The sequence below is a fragment of the Ectorhizobium quercum genome (genome assembly GCF_026552795.1).
In the GTDB taxonomy this organism is placed as follows: Bacteria; Pseudomonadota; Alphaproteobacteria; order Rhizobiales; family Rhizobiaceae; genus Ectorhizobium; species Ectorhizobium quercum.
The window spans coordinates 280,680-303,803 of sequence record NZ_JANFPI010000006.1; the positions used below are offsets into that span (position 1 = coordinate 280,680).

16 protein-coding genes and 1 pseudogene are annotated in these 23,124 nt (G+C 57.5%); 11 read left to right on the plus strand and 6 right to left on the minus strand.

Annotation, left to right across the window (positions count from 1 at the left end; all coding sequences use genetic code 11):
- Positions 1 to 663: 663 nt before the first annotated feature.
- Positions 664 to 975: pseudogene (locus NOF55_RS18570) on the plus strand (DUF736 domain-containing protein); the annotation flags it as partial.
- 237 nt (positions 976 to 1,212) lie between these two features.
- On the opposite strand, the gene NOF55_RS18575 reads toward NOF55_RS18570, so the two are convergent.
- Together NOF55_RS18575 and NOF55_RS18580 are read right to left on the minus strand one after the other, a co-directional pair.
- Positions 1,213 to 1,467, minus strand: coding sequence for a DUF1272 domain-containing protein (locus NOF55_RS18575; RefSeq protein ID WP_306412676.1), 255 nt, complete (start codon positions 1,465 to 1,467; stop codon positions 1,213 to 1,215).
- Positions 1,468 to 1,511: 44 nt separating this feature from the next.
- Positions 1,512 to 2,087: an MFS transporter gene (locus NOF55_RS18580; RefSeq protein WP_306412677.1), complete on the minus strand. Its 576-nt coding sequence runs from the start codon at positions 2,085 to 2,087 to the stop codon at positions 1,512 to 1,514.
- Between the two features lie 364 nt (positions 2,088 to 2,451).
- Here NOF55_RS18580 and NOF55_RS18585 point away from each other — a divergent pair, with 364 nt between their 5' ends.
- Positions 2,452 to 2,667 (plus strand): transcriptional regulator domain-containing protein, encoded by a 216-nt coding sequence (locus NOF55_RS18585; RefSeq protein WP_306412605.1) that lies wholly within the window; start codon positions 2,452 to 2,454, stop codon positions 2,665 to 2,667.
- A gap of 14 nt (positions 2,668 to 2,681) precedes the next feature.
- A complete protein-coding gene (locus NOF55_RS18590; RefSeq protein WP_306412606.1) occupies positions 2,682 to 3,179 on the plus strand; it encodes a DUF2285 domain-containing protein in 498 nt (165 codons plus the stop codon).
- 222 nt (positions 3,180 to 3,401) lie between these two features.
- On the opposite strand, the gene NOF55_RS18595 is transcribed toward NOF55_RS18590, so the two are convergent.
- From NOF55_RS18595 to NOF55_RS18605, 3 genes are all read right to left on the minus strand, one after another.
- Positions 3,402 to 4,073, minus strand: coding sequence for a hypothetical protein (locus NOF55_RS18595; RefSeq protein ID WP_306412607.1), 672 nt, complete (start codon positions 4,071 to 4,073; stop codon positions 3,402 to 3,404).
- 592 nt (positions 4,074 to 4,665) lie between these two features.
- Positions 4,666 to 5,040: an SDR family NAD(P)-dependent oxidoreductase gene (locus NOF55_RS18600; protein ID WP_306412608.1), complete on the minus strand. Its 375-nt coding sequence runs from the start codon at positions 5,038 to 5,040 to the stop codon at positions 4,666 to 4,668.
- Positions 4,946 to 5,308: an SDR family NAD(P)-dependent oxidoreductase gene (locus tag NOF55_RS18605; protein WP_306412609.1), complete on the minus strand. Its 363-nt coding sequence runs from the start codon at positions 5,306 to 5,308 to the stop codon at positions 4,946 to 4,948. Before NOF55_RS18605 ends, NOF55_RS18600 begins: the two co-directional genes overlap by 95 nt.
- Before the next feature lie 361 nt (positions 5,309 to 5,669).
- Between NOF55_RS18605 and NOF55_RS18610 the strand changes: the two genes are divergently transcribed.
- The 3 genes from NOF55_RS18610 to NOF55_RS18620 are packed head-to-tail and all read left to right on the plus strand — an operon-like array spanning position 5,670 to position 7,467.
- Positions 5,670 to 6,083 carry a TetR/AcrR family transcriptional regulator gene (locus tag NOF55_RS18610; protein WP_306412610.1) on the plus strand — a complete coding sequence of 138 codons (414 nt, stop codon included), beginning with the start codon at positions 5,670 to 5,672 and terminating at the stop codon, positions 6,081 to 6,083.
- A gap of 29 nt (positions 6,084 to 6,112) precedes the next feature.
- Positions 6,113 to 6,553, plus strand: a complete 441-nt coding sequence (locus NOF55_RS18615) for a plasmid partitioning protein RepB C-terminal domain-containing protein (protein ID WP_306412611.1) — start codon at positions 6,113 to 6,115, stop codon at positions 6,551 to 6,553.
- Positions 6,550 to 7,467 (plus strand): plasmid partitioning protein RepB C-terminal domain-containing protein, encoded by a 918-nt coding sequence (locus tag NOF55_RS18620; RefSeq protein WP_306412612.1) that lies wholly within the window; start codon positions 6,550 to 6,552, stop codon positions 7,465 to 7,467. The genes NOF55_RS18615 and NOF55_RS18620 overlap by 4 nt, the downstream gene beginning before the upstream one ends.
- 236 nt (positions 7,468 to 7,703) lie before the next feature.
- Here NOF55_RS18620 and NOF55_RS18625 read toward each other — a convergent pair whose 3' ends face one another.
- Positions 7,704 to 11,027: a protein NO VEIN domain-containing protein gene (locus NOF55_RS18625; RefSeq protein ID WP_306412613.1), complete on the minus strand. Its 3,324-nt coding sequence runs from the start codon at positions 11,025 to 11,027 to the stop codon at positions 7,704 to 7,706.
- A gap of 135 nt (positions 11,028 to 11,162) precedes the next feature.
- Here NOF55_RS18625 and NOF55_RS18630 point away from each other — a divergent pair, with 135 nt between their 5' ends.
- From NOF55_RS18630 to NOF55_RS18650, 5 genes are read left to right on the plus strand one after another with little or no spacing between them, the layout of a single operon-like run.
- Positions 11,163 to 11,381 carry a helix-turn-helix domain-containing protein gene (locus tag NOF55_RS18630; protein ID WP_306412614.1) on the plus strand — a complete coding sequence of 73 codons (219 nt, stop codon included), beginning with the start codon at positions 11,163 to 11,165 and terminating at the stop codon, positions 11,379 to 11,381.
- Positions 11,378 to 14,296, plus strand: a complete 2,919-nt coding sequence (locus NOF55_RS18635) for an ATP-dependent helicase (protein WP_306412615.1) — start codon at positions 11,378 to 11,380, stop codon at positions 14,294 to 14,296. The genes NOF55_RS18630 and NOF55_RS18635 overlap by 4 nt, the downstream gene beginning before the upstream one ends.
- Positions 14,296 to 16,155 carry a site-specific DNA-methyltransferase gene (locus NOF55_RS18640; protein ID WP_306412616.1) on the plus strand — a complete coding sequence of 620 codons (1,860 nt, stop codon included), beginning with the start codon at positions 14,296 to 14,298 and terminating at the stop codon, positions 16,153 to 16,155. Before NOF55_RS18635 ends, NOF55_RS18640 begins: the two co-directional genes overlap by 1 nt.
- A complete protein-coding gene (locus NOF55_RS18645; protein ID WP_306412617.1) occupies positions 16,148 to 18,820 on the plus strand; it encodes a TnsA endonuclease N-terminal domain-containing protein in 2,673 nt (890 codons plus the stop codon). The genes NOF55_RS18640 and NOF55_RS18645 overlap by 8 nt, the downstream gene beginning before the upstream one ends.
- A 33-nt stretch (positions 18,821 to 18,853) precedes the next feature.
- A complete protein-coding gene (locus NOF55_RS18650; protein ID WP_306412618.1) occupies positions 18,854 to 23,116 on the plus strand; it encodes a DEAD/DEAH box helicase in 4,263 nt (1,420 codons plus the stop codon).
- Positions 23,117 to 23,124 lie beyond the last annotated feature (8 nt).

Consider the following 23,124-nt stretch of genomic DNA (forward strand, 5'->3'; position numbering starts at 1 on the left):
CTTCAATCCCATAACGCAAGGGCGGCAGCGGCCATTCCGCAAGACAAGCCCCGTCGGCGCGCGGGCTGCCTGGAGCTTCGGCCTCGGTCGCCACAACGGGATCATGAGTTGGAATCGCCATCCCCGGCGTGACACATCCCGGCAATGGGGCGCAGGGAGAAGCTGGATCGTCCGCGTGAGAGGTGCCACGCAATGTATCATCACGCAGGCGGTCCCGGCCACGCGGGTCACGGTTGGCCCCGCGAAGAGAAGCGGCACGGAGCCGCAAGGCTTTCGCCAGCCGGGAAACCACTCATGTCCTGCCAGCGAGGGCAAGGGTCTTTGTTCGACCGTGATAGACCGCCATCACCGGCACTGGCAGAGGCCGGGTGCGCCACCGTATTCCTGACGATTTCCATGCTGGCTGCCCCCATCTGCGTCCTCGGATGGATGGGTCTGACCGAAGACCGCCGCCGCTGTGCGTCACCTCGCTCGTCTTCCCGCAACGTCCGTCGCCAGCTTTTTTCCGCCGCCTTCGGCTTTGCAGCGCGAAGCAAAAAAGCCGTCGCCGGCCGCCTTCCACGATGTTCCAGCCCCAAGGGGTGCGGGGCCGATCGTCCCCGGTCGAACGACCGCCATCGAGGACGCGATAGGCGCGGCCCGACAGGAAAAAGGAACACGACAATGGCGACCATCGGCACCTTCACCAGCACCGACAACGGCTTTTCCGGCACGGTCAAGACCCTCACCCTCAACGTCAAGACCGTGAAGTTCGTCCCGGCCGAGGGCGACAGCGAGCGCGGCCCCGACTTCCGCATCTTCGCAGGGGCCACCGAGTTCGGCGCGGCCTGGAAGAAGACCGCCCGCGAGACGCAGCGCGAATACCTCTCCGTCAAGCTGGACGATCCGAGTTTCGCGGCTCCCATCTACGCCAGCCTGGTCGCGGCCGAGGACGGCGAAAGCCATAACCTCATCTGGTCCCGCCGCAACGGCGACTACGGCGGGAACCCCACGAAGCCCCGCTCACCCGAGCGGGGCTTTGGCATGTTCATGCCCGCCGCCTTTCAGGAAACAAGGAAATCGGGATGCACGGCTTTCCGGTTTTCAGGTTCTGAACATCCCGATCAGATCCCGTTCCCGGCTTCCGCTTCGCTCTGGCCGGGCTGGTGGCTTGGGGGCGCTGCCCCCTGGCGCGGCATAGCGCCTCAACAGATGCGAGGCGAGCGACCTTCCTCAACTATCGGGCCGGTTCTCCGGCTGTTCATGGCATCTTGCGTTGAAGATGCGCGCCGTCGATGCCGGATGCCGTGCGAGCAAGGCATCTGGTCGGATCGGTCTCGATACGAGATTGCCGCCGCAATTGGGGCAATTCCCACCGGGAAACGTCTCGGCGCAAGTTGCGCAGAACGTGCATTCAAAGCTGCATATGCGAGCCTCGACGCTCGATGGCGGCAAATCGCGGTCGAGCGCCAATTCTTCGAGGGCTATCGTCGCCTTGAAGCCATTGGGGGATGAAGTCGTGTAGAGGTCGATCATCGTGCCGGTCCTTCCGCCAGCGCCAATGCGCCGGCATCGTCGGGTTTGTCGCGAAGGGTGAAGACCAGCAGCCCGGCCAACACGGAAAGTGCGAGCGATCCGATCCAGAGCCAGCCGTAAGCGCCGGTCATGTCGTAGAGCAGCCCGCCGAGGAACGCGCCGCCAAGCGCATGGCCGCCCGAGATCAGGCCCATGGCGAGGCCGATCCGTTCGATGCCGAGATGGCTGGCGGCCAGCCCGACCGTCGAGTAATCGAGCAGCCCGAACAGGACGACGAACAGGTAGAGAAGCCGGATGTCGGGGGCGACATAGAGCGGCAGAATGAAGCTCGCGGCCCGGATCAGGTAGATGCTGCCGAGCAGGGTCGGGCGATGCACCCGGTCGCCAAGATGTCCGGCGAGGATCATTCCGCCGAGATTGACGGCCGACAGCACGCCATAGGCGGTGGCGCTCGGCAGCGGCGGGAAACCGCAGAAGGACGCATAGGGCAGGAAATGCGTCTCGATCACGCCGGTCGTGGTGAAGCCGCAGACCCGCCCCATCAACGGCATCGACCAGAATGTGACCCTCAATCGCGCACTCTGGACGCTGGCCGAAGGCATGCAGCGCCTCAAGGCGCGATGACCGCCAATCCGTAGAGCCTGGAAACCGGCTCTACGGTTTTCCGCTTTTCAGGCTCTCCGGTTATGGGGATTTTCCGCCGATCCGCCGTTGCGGATCGGCGGCGCGGCCATGCCTGGGGCACGGCCGCCGCTCGCCGGGCGCTGCCCGGCTCGCGTTTCGACAGAAGCAATGTTAAGACAAAAATAACCAATAAAATGATCGCGTTATGTGCTCGACATTCAAGGCTATAGAGCCTTTTCACCTCGCTGGTTGTGTCTGAAAATCTTCATTCTTGTTCCAGTTGTTCCTGCCTGGTAATCAGGAGATTACGCCATGCTGAGTATAAATTGGCGTTCCTCGGCAGCCTATCGGCACACGAATACAATTCCTGTCGCCGGTTTCGCCTGGGAATATCTTCGCCGTGACGATGAGTATCACCGCGACTTCCAGACCATGACGCGGATTCGGAACCCCGGCGCGCGGAAGCTGGACCAGTTTTCCGCACGCTGGGGGTTGCGATTTCCCGAGCGATCCCGACACCCCGCCTGACAGGCAATGGAGACGTGCCGACGCTGGCATTGGCGCATCTGGATGGCCTCGACCTGCGGCAAGCGGCGGATGGCTGGCATGGCGTCTGGCGGGTTGACGGCGTAACCCATCAGTTCTGGTTGCCCGAGGCAGTTCCAGACGCCGCCGCCTTCTATGCCGTCACCCTGCCGATGGATGACCTTCTGGAGCTGCGCACCCACGCCGCGCGGCGGCTCTGGCGCTCGCTCAACGGTCGCGCGCCGGGGCCGGACTTCCGCAACCTGCCGGCCCAGCTTCGCCAGTTTCATATCCTGTCCCTGCGCGCGCTCGATGCCCGCCAGCGCGGCGAGAGCTACCGCGTCATCGCCGAAGTCCTGCTCGGCTTTCGCGGCACCAAGGAGGATTGGGAAGTCGATCCCCGCAAGAATCAGGTTCGCCGCCTCGTCGCCCACGGCCTGCGCATGATGAAGGGCGGTTATCGGCTTCTGTTGCACTATCCGGTCAAGGCTGGATCGAAGAAGGACGACAAATAGCATGACGCGAAGAGCCCATCGACGACGCTCAGGCAGGCTGCAGCATGGCGTGGCTCTTGGGCGGTGCAGTGGAAGGCGCTGCCCTTAGTTGCCGGTCGAATCCGCCCATGCTGCGTGGCAGCATTCTCGGAAGCCGTCGTTCGATCCGAGCCGCAACGAAATCCAGTGCATAATGATAGGAATTCTGGCTAAGAAAGCCGAATCAGATTCTCATCGAACAGATCAGCTCTTGCGTGCCAAGGCCGGAGCTTTTTCGCCTTCGAGCTTCACTGCAGGCTTTGGGTTCTTGCCTGCAGATGCATCCGCTGCGTCCTTGATCTTTCCAATGGTTGCCGATACTGAATCATCAGTGTTTTCAATAGCTGCCATTGCGATTTCTGCAACAAGTGCTGTAATATCAGATGCAGAAACACGCCTCCAAATCTTGATCCTAAGATCTGAAATCAAAACTCCATCCTTCGAACTGAATTTTTTTCCATCAGCCCAAGCTCGAACGGATACTTTTCCACGATTGCTGCCGACGACAGAAGTCATAAACTTTAAAGTGGATGCTGCTGTTTTTAGTTTTAAAAACCCTTCAACGCCTTTCCCGCTTTTCTTAGCCTCTCCGGCAAGCTCATCGAGCGAGTTGTCCAAAGATACAAGTGCATCCCATGACACAGCAACAGTACCAGGCTGGACGATATCAATGCTTCTATCGACGCCATGCTTCTGTTGCGATACGACAAACTCCGCTTTTAAAATCTCGAAACCTTCCGGGACAAAAATCGTTGATCTATGGGACAGGTTTGATTTATCGGAAATAAGTCTGATGTAGTCAGTGTAGTAAATCTCGACGACCCCATTGACAGGAACGTCCAAATTTTCCATCTCAAACTCAGAGCTTTTTGTCATCGTTTTTTCCTACAAAAATGCTACATTGGTATCTGAAGAGATGGGCTGGCTGAGATGCTCTTTAGATCGAGAATCGCCTTCTACCACTCCTACATATCGGTCATTTCTTCCCGCATTCTCGACGTATCTCTCGCCGCCAGCCAATCTGAAAGATCGAGTTCCAGCGGAAGAAAACACGGTGAAGTCGCAGTAATCAGCGTGTTCAGGACAAAAAAATGTGGCTTTGAACGCCATCGCTATCCCCCCAACCATCACACCCGAAGAAAGTAGCACATACCCGCCAAATTTTGAACAATTTCTCTGTCTGTGTAGTCAAGAGGGCGTGGTTTCGATCAAAAACTCAGCCGCCGTTAGTCCTGGACGCAGCGAACGCCTGCTTCCTGCCCTTTGATCGATCAGTCCGAAGCGGGACTGATTCTGTCGCTGCACCGGCAAACGGCAGCTTGGTCCCGCATAGCCGCCGTAACGCACGGCGCCCGCCCATGATGGCCGGCCGCTATTCACCTCCGATCCACTATCCCGTCAGGCCACCCCGCCGCTAGACGCGGCCCGCTCAGGGGTGCCGCCAGCGCGTATGCGCAAATACGGCACGCTACAGGCCGCCGATCCCTCGCCATGGTTCGCCACAGCCCGCTGTCGCCACCGACAGCCGCCTGTTTGACGAACCCGAGGTGATCCCATGGCAAAACGTAACGCGGACCGTAACATTCCTGGGGCGAAGTTCGGCATGGAGCGCCTCGCCGAACATGCGGACATAGCTTTTGCTGGCAGCGTAGGCCGCGTAGGTCGGCGCGGGCATGAAGGCCGTCTGCTGCCCACCATCAGGATATGGCCTCCGCCTCGCATGGCCATATCCGTCGCTACGGCATGGGTCAGATCGGTGAGGGCAAGAATGTTGAGTTGCAGCTGCGGTCCGTCGTCTCGATCGGGCGCTCCAGAAACGCGCCCTGCAACCCCTGTCCGGCATTGTTGACAAGGATATCCAGCGCGATCCCTCGCTTTGTGATCGCGTGATATAGGTCCAGAGCGGCTCCGGGCAGCATCATATCCACGGGGTGGGTCACCACCTCGACGCCGTGGCGTGATCGAAAATCCGTGGCCAGCGCATCGAGCCTTTCGTGATTACGGGCAGCCAGCACCAGATTGACGCCCCGCTCGGCAAGCAGGATCGCGAACTCTGCACCCAGCCCGCCGGACGCCCCCGTGACCAGGGCCCATTTTCCTCTGACTTCCATATCATCCCCGAAAATGACCATTGGTCATACTATTGAATGACCGATGGTCATTTGTCAATCCGGGGCGCCTTGTGCCCGGCGCAGTCTGCGGTCTGCGCAGCAGGCGGACCTAGCTTGCCTGATTTTTCGAGTCGAACGTCGCTCTTGCCTGCTCGATCGTCGTTCCATGGTGATCTGAACCGGGCTAACCTCCGCCTATATGCCGGCCGGCGGACAAATGGAGCGTCCGCCATACCTTGACCTTAGCCAAGAGCGGGCTGGCTGAAAGCCATCCAGATCGAGCGTTCCCGTGGGGCGCGATCAGGGGAGCGGCATGCCACCCGATAGCGAAAATTCGAACTGAGACACGACTGATAGACGCATGAGGTTGACAACGCCGTCGATCCTGTTAATTACTGAACGTCCGGTAACTAACAGGATTACCATGGCCCGCCCTGAAACTGTCTCCGACGCCGCCCGGATCGTAGCGGCGTTTCGCGCGCAGGGTTTTGCGGGGACATCGCTCAGCGATCTGACTCAGGCCGCCGGGCTGACCAAGGCGGCGCTGTATCATCGTTTCCCCGGCGGCGAGGATGCGATGGCCGCCGCTGCCCTTAAAGGGGTGGACTGCATCATGGAGACAAGGGTGCTGGAACCTCTCGAAGGCTCTGGTCCGTTGCTCGACCGCATCGCCAAGATGGTTGAAGGTCTCGATCATCTGTATGCGAGCGGTCGCGTCGCCTGCCTGACCGATCTCTTCTCCATGGAAACCGCGCCGCCATCCCCGCCATCGTGATCGATGCCGATGAGAGCGATTGCCTGGTCATGAGCCTCGTCGAGAACTGCGCCAGGCGCCAGCATCGCGCGATCGAAATCTCCAGAGCGGACGACGAAGGTGCCCAGCGGGCGCTCATGGATGCCTATACGGAGAAGAAGCTGCGCGGGAAGAAGTTCGCGGCCGTGCGGCGCCTGCTCGAACGACGCCAGCGCCATGGGCGGCGCGTCGATGAAACGCCCTTCGGTCGCAAGGTGAACCGCTCCGGGCGCCCCCTCACCAGCGATGCGCTCGTGCGCGCCTATCGTCAGGAAGCCGATCGCCAGAAGCTGATGATCAAGAAGGCGGAGCTGACCCAGGGCCGGCTTCTGTTCGTCACGGAGGCGTTCCGCTCGCTGCGGAGCGACGAGCACTTCCTGACGCTGCTGCGTGCCGAAAGCCTCGAGGTGATGCCCACCTATCTGGAGGAACACGCGAGGACGGATCCATGACACGGAAAGATCGCCGCCTTTCCGATGTCGTCGCCCATGCCTTTGAAGACGACTGTGTGACCCTGTCGGTGGACGCCCTTCTGCCGGTGCGGGTGCTTCGGACGGCCACGAAATCCAGCAAGAAATACCAGCAGATCACCGCCTCGATCCGCGAGGTCGGCCTGGTCGAACCGCCCGTGGTCGCCCGCGATCCCGCGAATCCGGGCACCTTCCTGCTGCTGGATGGCCATGTTCGCATCGAGGTGCTGAAGGATCTCGGCATCGAACAGGTCGAGTGCCTGGTCTCCACCGACGACGAAGCCTTCACCTACAACAAGCGGATCAGCCCGTTGTCGCCGGTCCAGGAGCACAAGATGATCCGGCGCGCCATCGAGCGTGGCGTTCCGGAAGAAAAGATCGCCAAGGCGTTGGACATCAATCCCCAGAGCGTCCGTCGCAAGGTCCGCATGCTGAACGGGATCTGCGATGAGACGGTCGCCATCCTCAAGGACAAGCCCTGTCCGATGGCCGTGTTCGAGATCCTCCGGAAAATGAAGCCGCTGCGCCAGCTCGAGGCAGCCGAACTGCTGGTCAACGCCAACAATTACTCGGTCGCCTATGCCTCGGCGATCCTGGCCGGTACCCCGCAGACGCAGCTGGCGGAAGGCTCAGAACCCAAGCGCATCAAGGGCATCACGCCCGAAGCCATGGCCCGGATGGAGAGCGAACTGGCGCGCCTTCAGGAGTCCATCACCTCCATCCAGGAGACCTACGGTCAGGACCATCTACATCTGACCGTCGTCAAGGGTTACCTGGCGAAGTTGCTCGGGAACGGCCGGGTGGTCCGCTACCTCATGCAGCATCGTCCCGAGTTCCTGACCGAGTTCCAGGCGATCGCGGACATGACATCCACGCTGCCGCCAGAGGCAGCCTGACAGGATCACGACGACCGATGGGGACCCGGACCCGATAAGCGCGGGGACCGCGGGAGACGCCGCACTGTGGGGCGGATCGAGCGCGGTGGTGGGGATGGCGGCGAACCCGCTCGGAGCCCACCAGGCCGGCTCGAGTTTTCGTCGGCCGCGTGATCGCCATCGCGGTCGCGATTTTACTTAGGCGTGCCGAGGGATGGCGCAACTCGGCACGCCAATTCTTCACATGGCCAGATACTTCATGGGTTCGCAGGTGAATTGGAAACGGAACTCTGATAATCGGAGTGGAGTTGAGCCACGGCGACCCATCCGTGGTCAAAAGTAAAGGTTCGCGCATGTCCGACGGGATCTTGAATCCTCAGGATTCGCTCTCTTTCGACATCCGATACGTATTCGACCACATAGAGCCAATAGGCGTCCCCTTTCTCCCTGGCAAAATCGAATTGTGCCCGGGACATACCTACAGGCCGATCTTCCAAAGAGCCGGTCATCGATTTCACCTCAACCCAGCGCGACGGTTTCCCGGTGGCATCAAGCTCGTACAGATCGAAGCCCTTATTGCCTTCAGCGGTTTTCCTGAGAGATGGCTCCAGCAGGAGGATCGCGTTGATGGCTTTGCCCTCTATCTCCATTCGCATGCCATGATCGAGGCCGTCCGGATCAGACTCTTCCTCGCTCGGGTGAGAGCCGACGTAGGAAATGAATGGGCGTCTACCTTCGCTGCCAGGGGTGCGCTTGCCCGGACCGCCGGACACCTTTGTGGTGTCTCCGCGGCCTCCAGCACTATCCGCTGCAGCGGCTCCTTTTCTCCCAACACCGCCGCCAGAATGGCTATCCGCATTGCCATTCCCTCGGCTCCTGCCTGAACTTGTGCCTCGCTTCCCGATTGCATCTCCGCCGTCTGGATCGTAGGTGCCGGCAGGGATGTCCGGCATATCATCGCCATAAAGATCTTTGGCATCTTGATAGATGTCGGCTTCGTCGGCCGAGGTGGTCTGACCTTCGGGCTCCAGCTGGAATCCGCTTTCCTGTTCCGACGGCTGCTCCGTGATGCCAAGACGAGAGGTCAGATCTGCAACGCTAGTGATGCCGAGCTTGCGCAGCAGATCGAGAGCGGCCCGGTCAATGCCGGCTTCCTTCGCCAATTGATCGATGATGGGCGGTTTGAATGCGATCTTGGTAAGCAAGAAGGGATTGGCCTTCCAGCCGAGGGTGTCGAAGATCACTTGGCTTGGCAGCTGAAGATCACCATTTTCGTCGGGCACCCACACGGTATCGTTGAGACGCCGCACGAACGCCGAAGGAAAGTCTTTCTTGTAGCTCCCATAGTGGGACCACCTATAGAGACCATCGAATATTCCGCGGCCGCGCCGTTCTTCCAAGTCGCCCAGGCTTTCCCAGATAAGACGAGTTCGCTCTGCACGTCCTTCAGGTTCGAGTTTTGGCAGGACCTCGACGAGTTCCTCGAATCCCTGAAGAACCCAATCATCTATCTTGTCGTTTATGCCGGACGTCTGTTCATGGCCAGCTTCACGCCGAACCTCCGTGCGTTCATCGTAGCTGAGAGCATTAGGCGCTGCCACCGGACGCGGATAGCGAAGGGCACCGCAGGCTTCCAGCAGTTCGCGCATGGCCTCGCCACGGAGACAGTCATACGCGTCGTCTACGATCATGACATTCGGGACGCCGTCAAAGAGCTGCTTGAGGCGGTCCGTCGCCAGGTAGATATTGCCAGGCTTGTCCACATAGCCCTTGCCGTCTCCGGCATCGATAACCATCACAAACATGGTTTCGCGCAAGGCCGAGAGAAGTTTCTCTCGCTGCGCCTTTGAGTCTGTGTTGAAGGCCATGCGGATTCGATCGATATCTCGAGCGTATTGCTCGTCATCCACATCGACTTCATCCCCCTGGTACTTGGGCAGCACGTTCCAGATCACGTCGTCAACTGGATCTGGCTCGGTAACTCCTAGAGCGATGAGAAACCCCCGGGCCTCATCTGTTGAGCACACCGAGGGCCGCATCGTCGGGAAGCCTGTTTCGATGGCACTCGGCAAGAAGGCCTTTGGCTTGCCATGCTCGCGCGCCGGGACATGAGTGCCGTCGACAAGTCTGATCAGCGGTACCGCATCGAGTCGGCGCCGCACCGCCGCTTCCTGACCATTGAGGAATTCGTACAGCTTCAGGATCCACTCGTCCGACTGTGCTTCGAGAAACTCGCGCGCAAGGCGCGGAACGATGGTCGCTGGAGTTACCTCCGTCACCCCGAGTTCCCGCATGACATATTGACGAAGCTCAGGCGTGCGGTCCTGCGTTATCTCGGATGTCAGCCACGCGGTGACTTCGCCGCCGAAGAGTTGCGCGACTTGTTCCGGGCTGAAGAGCTCCCTGAGATCCTGTGTTCTGGCCAGCTTGGCTCTCGATGCCGCCACGTAGCCATCGCCGAATCGGGGCATCAACGGCTCCTCAGCAAGTGCCTTGCGCACAGCGTCAAAGAGAGGCGCAAACATTGAGCCGTCAGGGAATTTCTCCCGGTCCAATGGCAAGCAATTCAGCGCCGACGTATCCAGAACTGACTTATCGCGCATCCACCGCAAAGCTTCGACCAATAGAGCTGCTGTCTCCTCGATGAGGTGCTTGTTCCACGGATCATGACGGAGGATGTTATCGCGACTTGGCGTGGTGCGGTAAGGGCCCTGCACCAGAAAGCCCAAATTGGTTTCAAATGCGGTGGGAAAGAAGACCACAAGTGGCGACGCGGTCACGGGCACGACTGCCCATTGCCATGGCCGATCTTTCGCTGCCCTCAAAGCGAAGGCCAATTCTACGCGCCCGACCCTTTCGCCTTCTGCCGAGAACACCTCTCTTTGGAATACCAACCAGTCCTGGTCGACTTCCTGTTGTCCGCTCTCTTCGCCGATCAGATTGATCTGGTGGACATTCTCACCGAGGGGCCCCGGCCTGCTACGCAAGTAAACACCGGAGGGCCCGTCGTGCACGCCCCATTTGATCTCCTCGATGGAGCGTAGGAACAGCAATGCGCTCGGTCCCAGTCGCTTGAATCCATCGATGATTTCGTCCTGAGCTGTTCGGTCCTCTGCTTTCAGAGGCAGGATGATTAAGGTCTCGTCGGGCTCACGTTCAACCCGATTTGCAGACGCTGGCTGAACGTAGTTCCGTATCACAAAGTCATCGCTGCCCGAATGGATCTCGGGGCGATCGGTGAAGGTGTAGACCGATTTGAAGCCAATTCCGAAACGGCCAATCGAATACTCGTCCTTCGTGCTCTCAGCGATGCCGCAAACACCCCGAACGTCCGCTTCGTCGAATGGCTTGCCAAAATGGGAAAGAGACAGGGCCTCTTTTGTCAGCGAGAATGAAACGCTTCGAGGGCCGCTCCACATGTCACGTTTACCCAGCGCATCTTCGGCATTTTGCAGCAATTCGAAGATGAAGTGCGTGCGATCATCATACCGGTCAGCAAGTAGCATCGGTCCGATACGGGCGATGTCCGTGCCATACCGTTCTCTATTCTCAGCACATATGAAGTCGTAGTTCGATGCCACCGCTGCCCCTCACGTAGAACTGCCCCAAAAGCAAGCTGACCCATTCAATCTTGGTTGCCAAGCTTGCTCAACCTTGCGCTCCCGCGTAATCCTGCGCAACCTAGTGCAATGGGGTGATTCAATGAAGGGCGGCGGATGAGCGACCGGGATGACGAGATCCTGACGGTTGATGAGGTTGCCGCGTACCTGAAGGCAGGGAAGCGGACGGTCTACAGGCTGGCTGCCAGCGGGATGATGCCGGCCTTTAAGCTCGGTGGAACGTGGCGTTTTCGTCGGGCAGACCTGGAGGACTGGATCGAGAGAAAGACCGTGGCAGGCGCGAGGCATCGGAACAAACGGGTGCCTGAATCATGAACGCGCCCATGTCGTTGTCCTCGCAAGCGAATCCGCAGCAACTTGAGGCGATCAAGGCGACGCAAGGGCCCGTTCTGATCATCGCCGGTCCGGGTTCCGGGAAGACTTTCACGCTCGTGGAGCGCATTGTCTTCCTGATCCAGAATGAGGGGGTTGCCCCAGAATCGCTCTTGGTCGTCACCTTTACCGACAAGGCCGCCCGCGAGCTGACCACGCGCATCTCGAACAGGCTTGCCGAGCTGGACATACAGTTCAACCTCAATGAGATGTACTTGGGGACGTTCCACTCCATTTGCCTTCAGCTGTTGGAGGATTTCCGTGAGTATACCCGTCTCAAGCGAAGCTTCACGCTCCTCGACCAGTTCGATCAGCAGTATTTTCTCTATCAACGGATCAAGGATTTCCGTGAGCTTGCAGATTCCCAGTTGGTCATGGGTGACGAGCAAACCGGTCGCTGGGCGCAGTCAGAGCAACTGCTCAAGTGGCTCAACAAGGTAAGCGAAGAGGCGCTGGACCCCGCAAATCTCGAGACGGCACCAGACTTGGCGGTTCGTGCGCTCGCCAACTGCTTCCGGAAATACCAGGAGCTGCTTCACGAGAACAACTGCCTCGATTTCTCGGGCATTCAATACGAGGCCTTGGCGCTTCTTGAAGGCCATCCTGAGGTTCTGGCTGCCTTACGAGCGAAACTCACCCACCTCATGGTCGATGAGTACCAGGATACGAACACGATCCAGGAGAAGATCCTCGTGTTGCTCGCTGGCGAGCGGCGCAACCTCTGCGTTGTGGGGGACGACGACCAAGGTCTCTACCGTTTTCGTGGCGCCACCATCCGCAACATTCTTGAGTTCCCGAAACTCTTCAACGACGGGGAATGCAAACAGGTTTCCCTCACCATCAATTACCGATCACACCCGGATATCATCCGGTTCTACAATGAATGGATGGAAGGACAGGACTGGTCGGATGGCGACCAGAGCTTCCGCTTTGATAAAGCGATAGTTCCACGCGAGGCTACGTTCCCCACAGTACCCACGGCAGTGCGGCTGGATGCCAGAGACGCCGCCAACGAGACCGGGAACTGGCATGCCGCGGTCCTGGCCTTTCTTCACGCACTTCGGGACTCGGGCAAACTCTCCGATTGGAACCAAATCGCCTTCCTCTTCCGATCCGTGAAAAACGACCGCGTCGTGGCGCTGGCTCGCTTTCTGGAAGGCCAAGGGGTGCCGGTCTATTCGCCGCGTTCCAATATGTTCTTCGAGCGCGAAGAGATTCGACTGATGATCGGCGCGCTGATCTTCCTGTTCCCTCAGTTTCCCAAGGTGCGCCAGTGGGCTGAGGGCGTTCATCTCCCAATATGGAACTATTACGATCACGTCTGCTTCAAGCTCTTCACTGACGAGCTGCGGAAACCAGAGAACGCTCGCATGCTGGATTGGGCAAGGCCTCTGGCCAAGCGTCATGCGGTACTGACGCAGCCGGCTGACTACGCTTTCTCAGGCATCTTCTACCAGCTCCTTCAGTTTCCGCTGTTCTCACGGTTCCTCGATGAGGACGCGATGCATGGCGTGGACAAAGGGCGCGCCGCGCGCAACCTGGCCACCTTCTCCAAGCTCCTCACCAAGTTCGAATATCTGCACTATGTGACGGTCTTGAATCCCGAGTATTTGGAACGAGATCTACGCAACCTCTTCAACCAGTTCTTCCGCTTCCTGCAGGACGGCGGCATCGGCGAGTATGAGGATGAGACAGAGTATGCGCCCAAGGGTTGCGTGTCTTTCCTCACCATTCACCAGTCCAAGGGGCTCGAGTTTCCGATTGTCGTCTGCGACTCGCTTGAAGCCGTACCGCGAAAGCAGCACACGGCCCTGGACGAACTCCTCGAAGACGGCGGCTATCTGTCCAAGCCGCGATTCGAGCCGTTGGATCGAATCAAGCACTTCGATTTTCGTCGGCTTTACTACACAGCCTTTTCACGAGCGCAGAACCTACTGGTGCTGGCCGCGCAGCGGCGTGAGGGGAAGGGCTTGGGCAAGTCTCCATCCAAATACTTCGAGCCGCTCTTCAACGCGCTGCCAAGTTGGCGCGACGTGGATCTCAGCCGGCTGACGTTCGAGCCGGTGAAAGAAATAAACCTCAAGCGCGAGTATTCCTTCACCTCGCACATCACCCTGTTCGAGAACTGCGCAGAGCAGTACCGCTTCTTCAAGGAGCTTGAGTTCGCCGCTATCCGCGTCAGTCCGATGCTCTTTGGCACGCTCGTTCACCAGACCATTGAGGACATCCACAAGGCTGTCCTGCGCGGCGAGGAACACACCGTCACGCCGGACGCGATTGAGACCTGGTTCTCCACCAATTACGCCATGCTGTCGAAGAAGGAGCGCGTTTACCTCGCCCCCATCACCCAGGCGGCCGCGCTTCGACAAGTCATGGGGTACTACGACCGCGAGAAGGGCAATTGGGACCGGATCAAGGAGACCGAGGTCGAGATTTCGCTGGTCAAGGATAGCTACATCCTCAAGGGCAATGTGGACCTGATCCGCGGCGAAAACAACACGGTGGAGGTTGTTGACTTCAAGTCCGAGAAAAAGCCGGACATGGAGAAGGATCGCGACCGCCTGCGCCAGTACCAGCGCCAGCTCGAGGTTTACGCTCACCTGATCGAGGAGCGAACGGGCCAGAAGGTCAGCCGCATGCACCTCTACTATACCGGCGAGGAAAGCGGTAACCCGTATGTCACCTTCCCCAAGGACGACCGCGCCATCGGCAAGACGGTGGCGCGCTTCGATGAGATCGTCGGCCGCATCGAATCCGGGGACTACCGGATCGCCGCACGCCCCGATAGGTTGTGCGAGAACTGTGACATGCGTGCCTATTGCGACACGAAGAACTGGAATTTCAGGAAAGACGAGTGATGGACGACGAGAAGATCGGGCAGGAGAAGATGGATCTGGGCGAAGCCGCAGGCGGCATTGCCAGCGTGGAGAAGTACGAGTTCGCGCCGATCAAGGGCTATCCGATGCTGAACTGGCGCGGAAAGCGGCCGTTCACATCCACGCAGTTTTATCCGGCCCAACTAAAAGAGATTCATGGGCCAGAGGTCGATGGCTGGCGCAACAAGATATACTGGGGCGACAACCTTCAGGTTATGAGCCATCTTCTAAAAGAATTTCGCGGCAAAGTTGATCTTATTTACATAGACCCGCCTTTTGACTCGAAAGCTGACTACAAGAAAAAAATATCCATAAGGGGAAAAGAAACCGAGACCGACAATACAAGCTTTGAAGAGAAGCAATATTCTGACATCTGGAGTAATGATGAATATCTCCAGTTTATGTTCGAAAGACTGATTCTGATGAGGGAGCTGCTGAGCGAGCGTGGGGCCATTTACCTACATTGTGACTACAGAAAATCGCACGAATTGCGTTGTTTGCTCGATGAGGTTTTTGGAAAGGACAACTTCCTAAATTCGCTTGTTTGGATGTTTGGAACAAGAAGCTCTATCAAGACTTCTTGGAAGCGCAGCCATCATGATATCCACTTCTACAAGAAGAGCCAGAATCCAATTTATAACTGGAACGATGAGATGGTGATCGAGCCCTTGTCGGAGGCGACAATCAAAAAGTACCGCCTCGAAGATGAGAATGGGCGATACAGGCTGAACGGACGCTTCATCAAGGGTAGTCCAATTAAGGGCGCGAAAGACGTCGATCCGAAGTGGGAGAAATCACACCCAGAACTTGTAGTTCGGGATTATATACGGGATGGGAAAGTGGCGAATGACTATTTCTTTATTGATATCGAGAATCAGTCGTCCGACAATCGAACAGATTACCCCACACAAAAGCCGGAAGAGCTTTTGTACAAGCTGATCTCCGCTTCAACGCGACCAGGCGACATCGTGTTCGATTGCTTCATGGGGTCTGGCACAGCTCAAGCTGTTGCCATGAAGCTCGGCCGACGCTTTTTGGGGGCGGATATCAATCTCGGCTCCATTCAAACGACGACACAACGGTTAACAAAAGTCTCGGATCGTATGAGCCAGGAGCTCCCCGAGCCGGACCTACCGAAGTACTGCGGCTTTGAGATACTGAACGTCAACCATTATGACGTTTTCAGGAATCCGACCCAAGCCAAGGACCTCCTGCTCGAAGCTCTCGAGGTTCAGCCTCTCGAACTGAGCACCATCTTCGATGGCGAAAAGGACGGCCGCATGGTCAAGATCATGCCGGTTAATCGGATCGCCACGCGCGCCGATCTGAACGAGCTGATCGCGGGGTTCGACTACAAGGCATGGGAGCGGCGCCAGTCCGAGCATCCGAACCGGCCGGTGGAGAAGATCATGCTCGTCTGCATGGGGCATGAGCCGGACCTTGCGGCCCAGCTCAAGCTGGCGGCGGCACCTTACAAGATCGATGTGGAGGTGGTCGACATCCTGCGCGACAAGGCCAATCTTGAGTTCCGGCGCGATTCCGAGGCGAGGGTCGTCATCAACGATGGTGATCTGGTGGTGGAACGCTTCTACCCTATGAACCTGCTCCAGAAGCTGTCCATACAGAAGGAGACGGTCGAGGACTGGCGCGAGCTGGTCGAGAGCATCCTCATTGACTGGAATTACGACGGCGCCGTCCTCCAGCCAACCGTGGTCGACATCCCTGGCAAGACTGACCTCGTGACCGGCCGCTACAAGGTGCCCGCCGACGCCGGGACTATCCGAGTGAAGATCACCGACCTCCTCTCCGAGTCTTGGGAAGGGAGCGTGCCTAATGGCTAAGGCCCCCAAAGCGGTCAGTGCGTCGCTCGACTTCGCCTTCTTCAACTTCCTCTGGGAGTTCTATCGCGGCAACCGCGGCACCATCCGCTCGCACTACAAGGAGCTGACCCGCAAGTTCCTGGACTTCAACAACCCGGAGAAGAACCCCAAGGCCTTCCTGCGCCAGCCGCAGTTCGAGGCGCTGGAGATCTACATCTTCCTGAAAGAGTTCATGGATAACGCGAAGGTCGAAGAGATCTTCAAGGCGTGGTTCGAAAAGTCGGGCCGCTTCGCTGGCCGGAAGGAGGGCGGCATTCTTGGCGAGAACCGCCAGGGTGACCTTCTCGACCGCATGACACAGGACCAGTACAAAGCCGTGTTCGCGGCTATGCGGAAAAACTCCCGCGTCTATCCAAACTACATCTTCGCGCTGACCATGGGGACAGGAAAAACGATCCTCATGGCAACCTGCATTTTCTACGAATTCCTATTGGGGAACAAATTCGAGAAGGACTCACGCTACTGCCACAACGCGCTCGTGTTCGCACCCGATAAGACTGTCCTGCAATCGCTGAAGGAGATCGAGTCTTTTGATCTCGCACAGGTAGTGCCGCCTGAGTACGTGAACTTCCTGACCACCCATTTGCGATTCCACTACCTCGAGGAAGCGGGCACCTCGCTGAGCACGCTGGATCGGTCGCGCTTCAACATCGTGGTGTCCAACACTCAGAAGATCATCCTAAAGCGCCAGCGGAAGGAGAAGACCCCTGTCGACCAGCTCTTCGGCGCGACCGGCAACACGCTGGGTGCTAACGGTGGGGTCTATGCCGAGGCCTCGGACCTCTACGATTGGGACCAGCCTGAGGAAGAAGCCGAGCTGACGACCAACCAACGCTTTGAAAAGCTCTGCCGCCTCGAGCAGCTCGGCATCTACGTAGACGAGGCTCACCATGCCTTTGGCAAGGCGCTGGCTAAGGACATGGGTATCGGCACGAAGGCAACCGACACGAGCCTGCGCACCACAATCGATTTCCTCGCCGCAAACCTGAACAAAGCCGGGACCCGTGTCGTGGCTTGCTACAATTACACCGGCACCCCCTACGTCGGGAAAGAGGTTCTGCCCGAGGTGGTTTACGCCTACGGCCTCAAGGAGGCGATCGACAAAGGCTTCCTCAAGAAGGTCGACCTTCGCAGCTATCGCAACACACGTAGTGACGAATTTGTAGACATCGCCATCGAGCGCTTCCTCGATGCGACGAACGGCCTGCGTCCCGAAGGAATGCTACCGAAGCTCGCCTTCTTCGCCGCCACCATCGACGAGCTCACCGGCGATCTGCGTCCGGCCGTCGAGCGCGCCCTGGGGAAACACGGGATTCCGACATCCCGCATCCTGGTGAACGTCGGCGACGAAAAGCTCACGTTGAACGACGATATCCGCGAATTCAACAGGCTGGACACACCAGATTCCGAGAAGCAATTCATCCTGTTGGTGAACAAGGGCCGCGAAGGCTGGAACTGTCGCTCGCTATTCGGTGTGGGCCTTTTCCGCGAGCCAAAGTCCAAGGTGTTCGTTCTCCAGGCCACGATGCGCTGCCTGAGAGCAGTTGGCGAGGCCCAGCACACAGGTCATGTCTTCCTGTCAAACGACAACCTTGAGATCCTCAACGACGAGCTGCAGCAGAATTTCCGCATAAGCGCCGACGAGCTCCAGAAGGTTTCAAGCGACAAGGAACGTGTTCAGGTTCGCGTCGTAGAGCCTCCGGTCAAGATCAAACTGGTCCGTGTGCGCAAGCAGTACACAGTCCGAGAAAAAGTGCTCTCCCCTGGCACTTCGTTGGGGCTCGACCGCTCCGACCAGGAGGCGTGGAACGAGCTTATCGAAAGGTACCGCCTGATTGAAACGCAACAGGAGGGCTTAACAGCCACCGACGCTGCGCGGGCCGTCGCCAGCCGCTCCATCGACCTCACCTTGCGCCGTGACAAACGGCAGTTCTCACGCCTTACCCTCGTGGCCGAGATCGCTCGCTATCTTAACTTGCGGCCATCGCAGATCGAAGACTTGTTGGATACGACCAGAGAAGGCACAGATGAGCTCGTGGAAATCGTAAATGAGTTCAACGAGTTGCTCTATGACGAAATCATTCCGCGCCTCTTCCAGCTCATTTTCGATCTCGATGAATCCCAGCAGACAGAAGAACATGAGGTCGAGCTCATCAAGCTACCGCCGAACGGCTACTACGAGGTAACGGCCGCCAAAGACAAGATCGTGCGCAGTACCGACGTAAAGGCCGAGGAGATCGATAAAAGTTTTCACCTCGACACATACTGCTTCGACTCCAACCCGGAACGAACACTGTTCTGGGACTTGCTGAGGGAACAGCGAGTAAAGAAGGTCTATTTCACCGGTATGCTCACGCACGGCCAATCCGATTTTTTCATCCAGTACATCGATCCAGACTCCCACACCGTGCGCAGCTACTACCCAGACTTTGTGTTCTTGCGTGAAGAACCGGGCGGCGGCGAGAAGTATGTCATTGTGGAAGTCAAGGCCGACAACCAAGTAGATGACGCCGTCGTTCAAGCAAAAATGGAATTCGCAGAGCAATTGGCCGTCGCCAGTGGGATGGAATACCGTCTCTTGAAAGCAACGGACGCTAATGAGCGGCGCTATCGGCTGCTAATGTAGTTCTCTTAAGGGGAAAATCAGTTCTAGGAACAAATGAAGCAGATAGCGATGGCGAAAAAGAGAATCTCAAAAAGCACTCTTTCGATGTTCCTGCGCACGAAGTGTGATCGTGAACTTTACTTGTCGTTGCACGAGGATTCTGTACTTGAGGCAAATAGCATGCCTGTGCCTCTCCAGGCTCGTCCGGGAATCGGAGTCCTCCAGACAGCGGGCCGAGATTTCGAGGATGAACGAAATGATCAGTTGATCCAATCCTTCGGTAACCTGGTCATTTATCAGCCCGAAAAAGGCAGCGCAGACAAGCCGGTCAAGGCACCGCTCGCGTCGTTGCTCGGCAAGGTTACGGCTTTGCCATCGATCATCCTGCAAGGGAAGTTCGAGCCTTCATCTTTCCAAAATGCGGTCATGGCAAACATCGGGCTTCAACCTGGGCAAGTCACCCAGGTGCCACCAATCGCGGGCCTCATACCTGACATCATTGTTGTGCGCCAGGCCACGTCGGACGATGAAGAAGTGGGCCCAGACGGATGCCGAAGACCAATTGACTCGACAACAGAGATGCGTCGGGCGCTGAGCATCATTGATGTTAAGCATACCAGTGAGGCAAATCCGAGTTACTCCGCTGAAGTTGCGCTTTATGCGCTTTTTCTGGCCAACTGGGTCGTCGATCAGGGACTCCAGAACGATTATTTTGTAACGATCCGTAGTTACTTGTGGACCCGCTTCAAACAGGGCCAATCAGCGCTCGATGGTCTGATTTCTGGTACCCCTCCAGCAACACCCAGCCAATATCTCGATGCGCTGATTGCCGACAGCGAGGACGCCAACCTTCGCTTCTACCTCCCCACCGTACTGCATTTCTTCCGGGGGGATTTGCTCCGGGTGATCGCCACTGGAGATGGGTCAGTCAACGGATGGGAGGATCTCGAATGGCACGTCGATGGCCGCTGCAACGCTTGTGATTGGCTTGGGCACGAGAAGTGGGCAAATTCGAAGGATAAAGCGCGTATCGCGGCGCAGCCAACGCACTACTGCTATCCTGCAGCGAAGCAGACCGGGCACCTAAGTCAGATTGCCGGTATGACTCGAGGCGCGAGAAAAACGCTGCAGATCAATGCTATTCAGGACACTGCAGGTGCAGCGAGCGCGCCGTCGGCGCATCCCGCCTTCCAACAACACAGTCACCTCAAGAAGGAACGGAGCCGTATTCCCGCTAGGGCACAGGCGCTGATTTCCTCAACGACGAGCGTGGACAATGCGGCTGTGCTGGCAAGCTTAGCGCCTGCGCCACAACTCCACGTAGCTATTACGGTCAATTTTGACCCAAGTGCTGGCCTGCTTACTGGGCTATCGATACTTGGTAGAGCAACTGCGTATGTAAAAGGTCAATCCCCGCGACAATTTTCATCCAAATGCTTTGTCGTGGACCAGAAGACCCTTGATGACGAATGGGTCGCTCTGGAAGGGCTCTTGTCGACGCTATCGGATATTGTTGATCAGGCCGAGGCATTTATTCGCACCGCCGGAAGAACCCCACTCACTGCACAAGTAGCGTTTTGGGAGCAACGCCAGTTTGAAGAACTTTGTGCGGCAATGGGACGGCATTTGCCGAGGGTGCTGAGCCTGACCAACCGGAAGACCAAGGCGCTAGCGTGGCTATTTCCAGCCGATGAGTTGATCGAGAAGCCCGATGGCGCAGTCAGCCCTTGCATTGTTTTCATTGATGAGATTGTCCGGCGAGTTGTTTTTGCCCCGACACCTCACGTCATCACCCTGTTCGATACGGTCGAAACCTACTTTTCCGGGCCTGGACCAGTTCGGCTTGGGGATGCATTCTATAGAGAGTTCCTGACCAACGGCATACCGAGGGAACGAATTTACGAGATCTGGAGTAACGTCACCACGATTAAGCGCGGTTCCGTTACCGTCCCCCGAAACACCGTTATTCAAGAATTCGCCAATGCATTGGACAAGCAGTGCCGGGCATTGAACAGCATAGTTGAGCGGCTTCGGACGGATTTCAAAGGACAGCTCAAAGCAAATGCTCCCAAGCTGGCATTATCGATTCCGCAGGGGGCTCGGAACGTTGCGTTTGACAGCAAGCTTTGGGTTTGGTGGGAAGAGTTACAGTATCACACTAGGAAGCTGGAGTCCCACCAGCGGCTGGCGCTCGATGCTGAGTCATTGGAGGCCAGTTATGAAGCTATTCGGCTCACCAACGGCCAGTCGACAGGGATACCGGAAGAGTACATTTTTGATGTTCTCCCAGGTTCAACCGAAGCCAAACTCGACGACAACGAGGGCTATCTTGCCCTTGGCAAGGAAGGGTATCCCGGACTTCCCTTGCAACGCGGGAGGGACCTAATCCCCGTTGGCGCCCCTGCGTACTCAGGTCAGAACGATACTCTGCTCACGCCGCTGTGGTCGGCACTTTCCGTGACACTTGTGTCCTTCGATCGAGGCACTCGAAAAGCGGTCCTGAAGCTGACCAACTGGCGTGATCCTGCGTTCGCCCCGTATCTTGTTGCGAATTCGAATGTAGATCTTCTGAACGACATCTTTGTTACAAAAGGCCAGAGTTCATTCAAATGGTACGAAACAGTCAAAAAGCTTCTGATGGCTGTAGGAAATCCTCCGATTGCTGTAGCAGATAGTAATGCGGCCACCGCGATGGGGGCAAGCCCACCGAGCCCCGGTTCCGACCCCATTACCCCTCTGGCCCGCATACTCTGGGCGGCAGATGCGATCCACGCAACATCCGTCGTCGCCCCGGCTCAAGCTGCATCGGTTGCCGCCTACGCTAAGGCTAAGCACAATCTGAACAGCAGCCAGACCGATGCCGTCGCACACGCGGCGGAAAAAGGGCTGACCATCATTTGGGGACCTCCTGGGACGGGGAAAACGCAGACACTTGCCGGTTGCATTCATGGTCTTGTCCATGATGCCGTAGGTAGGAGTCAGCCGCTGAAGCTATTGATCGCGGGGCCAACGTATAAGGCTGTGGAAGAGATTATCGGTCGCGTTGTTGAGGCATTGGATAACGATGTGACCTGTCCAGCCGAGGTATACGTTGGATATTCCTCCTCGCAAGTTCCCAAGTCTCTCACTGCAGCCAACTCACATCTAGGTGTCTATTCATTTCATTTGAACCAATCCAATCAAGAAACTCAGGATTGTCTTGCAAGCTTGGCGAACACCAATTCTGTGACCATAGTTGCCACGTCGACGATGCAGGCATACAAGCTCGCAGAGTGGACGTCTGGTAACAGTGTTGGACCAGTGTTTGATGTGGTGATCGTTGACGAAAGCTCTCAGGCGCAGGTCACCACGGCGATTTCACCATTGGCCACACTGAAAGATGATGCGCGATTGATCATTGCCGGCGACCATCTTCAGATGCCGCCGATCATGGCGCTTGAGCCACCTAGAGGGGCCGAATACTTGGTGGGCAGCATCCAGAAATACTTGCTCGACCGTCCCTTCGGTAGCAAAATCACGCCGTGTCCCCTTGAAGAGAATTACCGCTCGGCAGAAGACATCGTTGCCTATGCCCGAACGATTGGCTATCGAGCGACCTTGAAGGCAGTAAATGCTGCGACAACGCTCCATCACTTGGCTGCACTGCCAACCCCCGCATCGGGCTTTCCTGGGGGGCTACCTTGGTCGCCACTGTGGCTGCAGATTCTGGACGTCAACAAGAAGGTGCTGACGCTGCTCCATGACGATGACCTGTCGTCGCAAAGCAATTCCTTTGAAGCCAAGATTGTCGCGGCATTGACTTGGTGCCTGAGGCAAACAGTGAGTGCAGAGCTTGACGGGCGAGGTGCCGCAACGCATGTAGCGCCTACTCCCGATCAGTTTTGGGGGCGGTGCATCGGCATTGTGACGCCGCATCGGGCTCAACGCGCGTTGGTGGTTCGCGAGCTGAGATCATTATTCCCATCCGATCCGCCGGAACTGATCGACTCAGCGGTCGATACCGTAGAAAAATTCCAAGGCGGACAACGGCATACGATTATTGTCACATTCGGTGTCGGCGATGCTGACGTAATCATGGGAGAGGAAGCCTTTCTCATGCAGCTCGAGAGGACAAACGTTGCCATCTCGCGTGCAATGGCCAAGTGCCTAGTGATCATGCCAATAACGCTTGCGGGCCACGTTCCTCACGACAAGAGGGCCTTAGAGACAGCTCACGCAATCAAAGATTATGTCGATGAATTTTGTAGTCAAGAGATTGCAGATCAGATCGTATGTGGTTCGACATCACGACAAGGAAAGCTACGCTACCACCAATAACCACCTCT

Excerpts from the sequence above, each read along its gene's own strand:
- NOF55_RS18585 (WP_306412605.1), top strand. The coding sequence starts at position 2,452 with ATGCTGAGTATAAATTGGCGTTCCTCGGCAGCCTATCGGCACACGAAT.
- NOF55_RS18595 (WP_306412607.1), bottom strand. The coding sequence starts at position 4,073 with ATGACAAAAAGCTCTGAGTTTGAGATGGAAAATTTGGACGTTCCTGTC.
- NOF55_RS18600 (WP_306412608.1), bottom strand. The coding sequence starts at position 5,040 with ATGCCGGACAGGGGTTGCAGGGCGCGTTTCTGGAGCGCCCGATCGAGA.
- NOF55_RS18605 (WP_306412609.1), bottom strand. The coding sequence starts at position 5,308 with ATGGAAGTCAGAGGAAAATGGGCCCTGGTCACGGGGGCGTCCGGCGGG.
- NOF55_RS18610 (WP_306412610.1), top strand. The coding sequence starts at position 5,670 with ATGAGGTTGACAACGCCGTCGATCCTGTTAATTACTGAACGTCCGGTA.
- NOF55_RS18615 (WP_306412611.1), top strand. The coding sequence starts at position 6,113 with ATGAGCCTCGTCGAGAACTGCGCCAGGCGCCAGCATCGCGCGATCGAA.
- NOF55_RS18620 (WP_306412612.1), top strand. The coding sequence starts at position 6,550 with ATGACACGGAAAGATCGCCGCCTTTCCGATGTCGTCGCCCATGCCTTT.
- NOF55_RS18630 (WP_306412614.1), top strand. The coding sequence starts at position 11,163 with ATGAGCGACCGGGATGACGAGATCCTGACGGTTGATGAGGTTGCCGCG.
- NOF55_RS18635 (WP_306412615.1), top strand. The coding sequence starts at position 11,378 with ATGAACGCGCCCATGTCGTTGTCCTCGCAAGCGAATCCGCAGCAACTT.
- NOF55_RS18640 (WP_306412616.1), top strand. The coding sequence starts at position 14,296 with ATGGACGACGAGAAGATCGGGCAGGAGAAGATGGATCTGGGCGAAGCC.
- NOF55_RS18645 (WP_306412617.1), top strand. The coding sequence starts at position 16,148 with ATGGCTAAGGCCCCCAAAGCGGTCAGTGCGTCGCTCGACTTCGCCTTC.
- NOF55_RS18650 (WP_306412618.1), top strand. The coding sequence starts at position 18,854 with ATGAAGCAGATAGCGATGGCGAAAAAGAGAATCTCAAAAAGCACTCTT.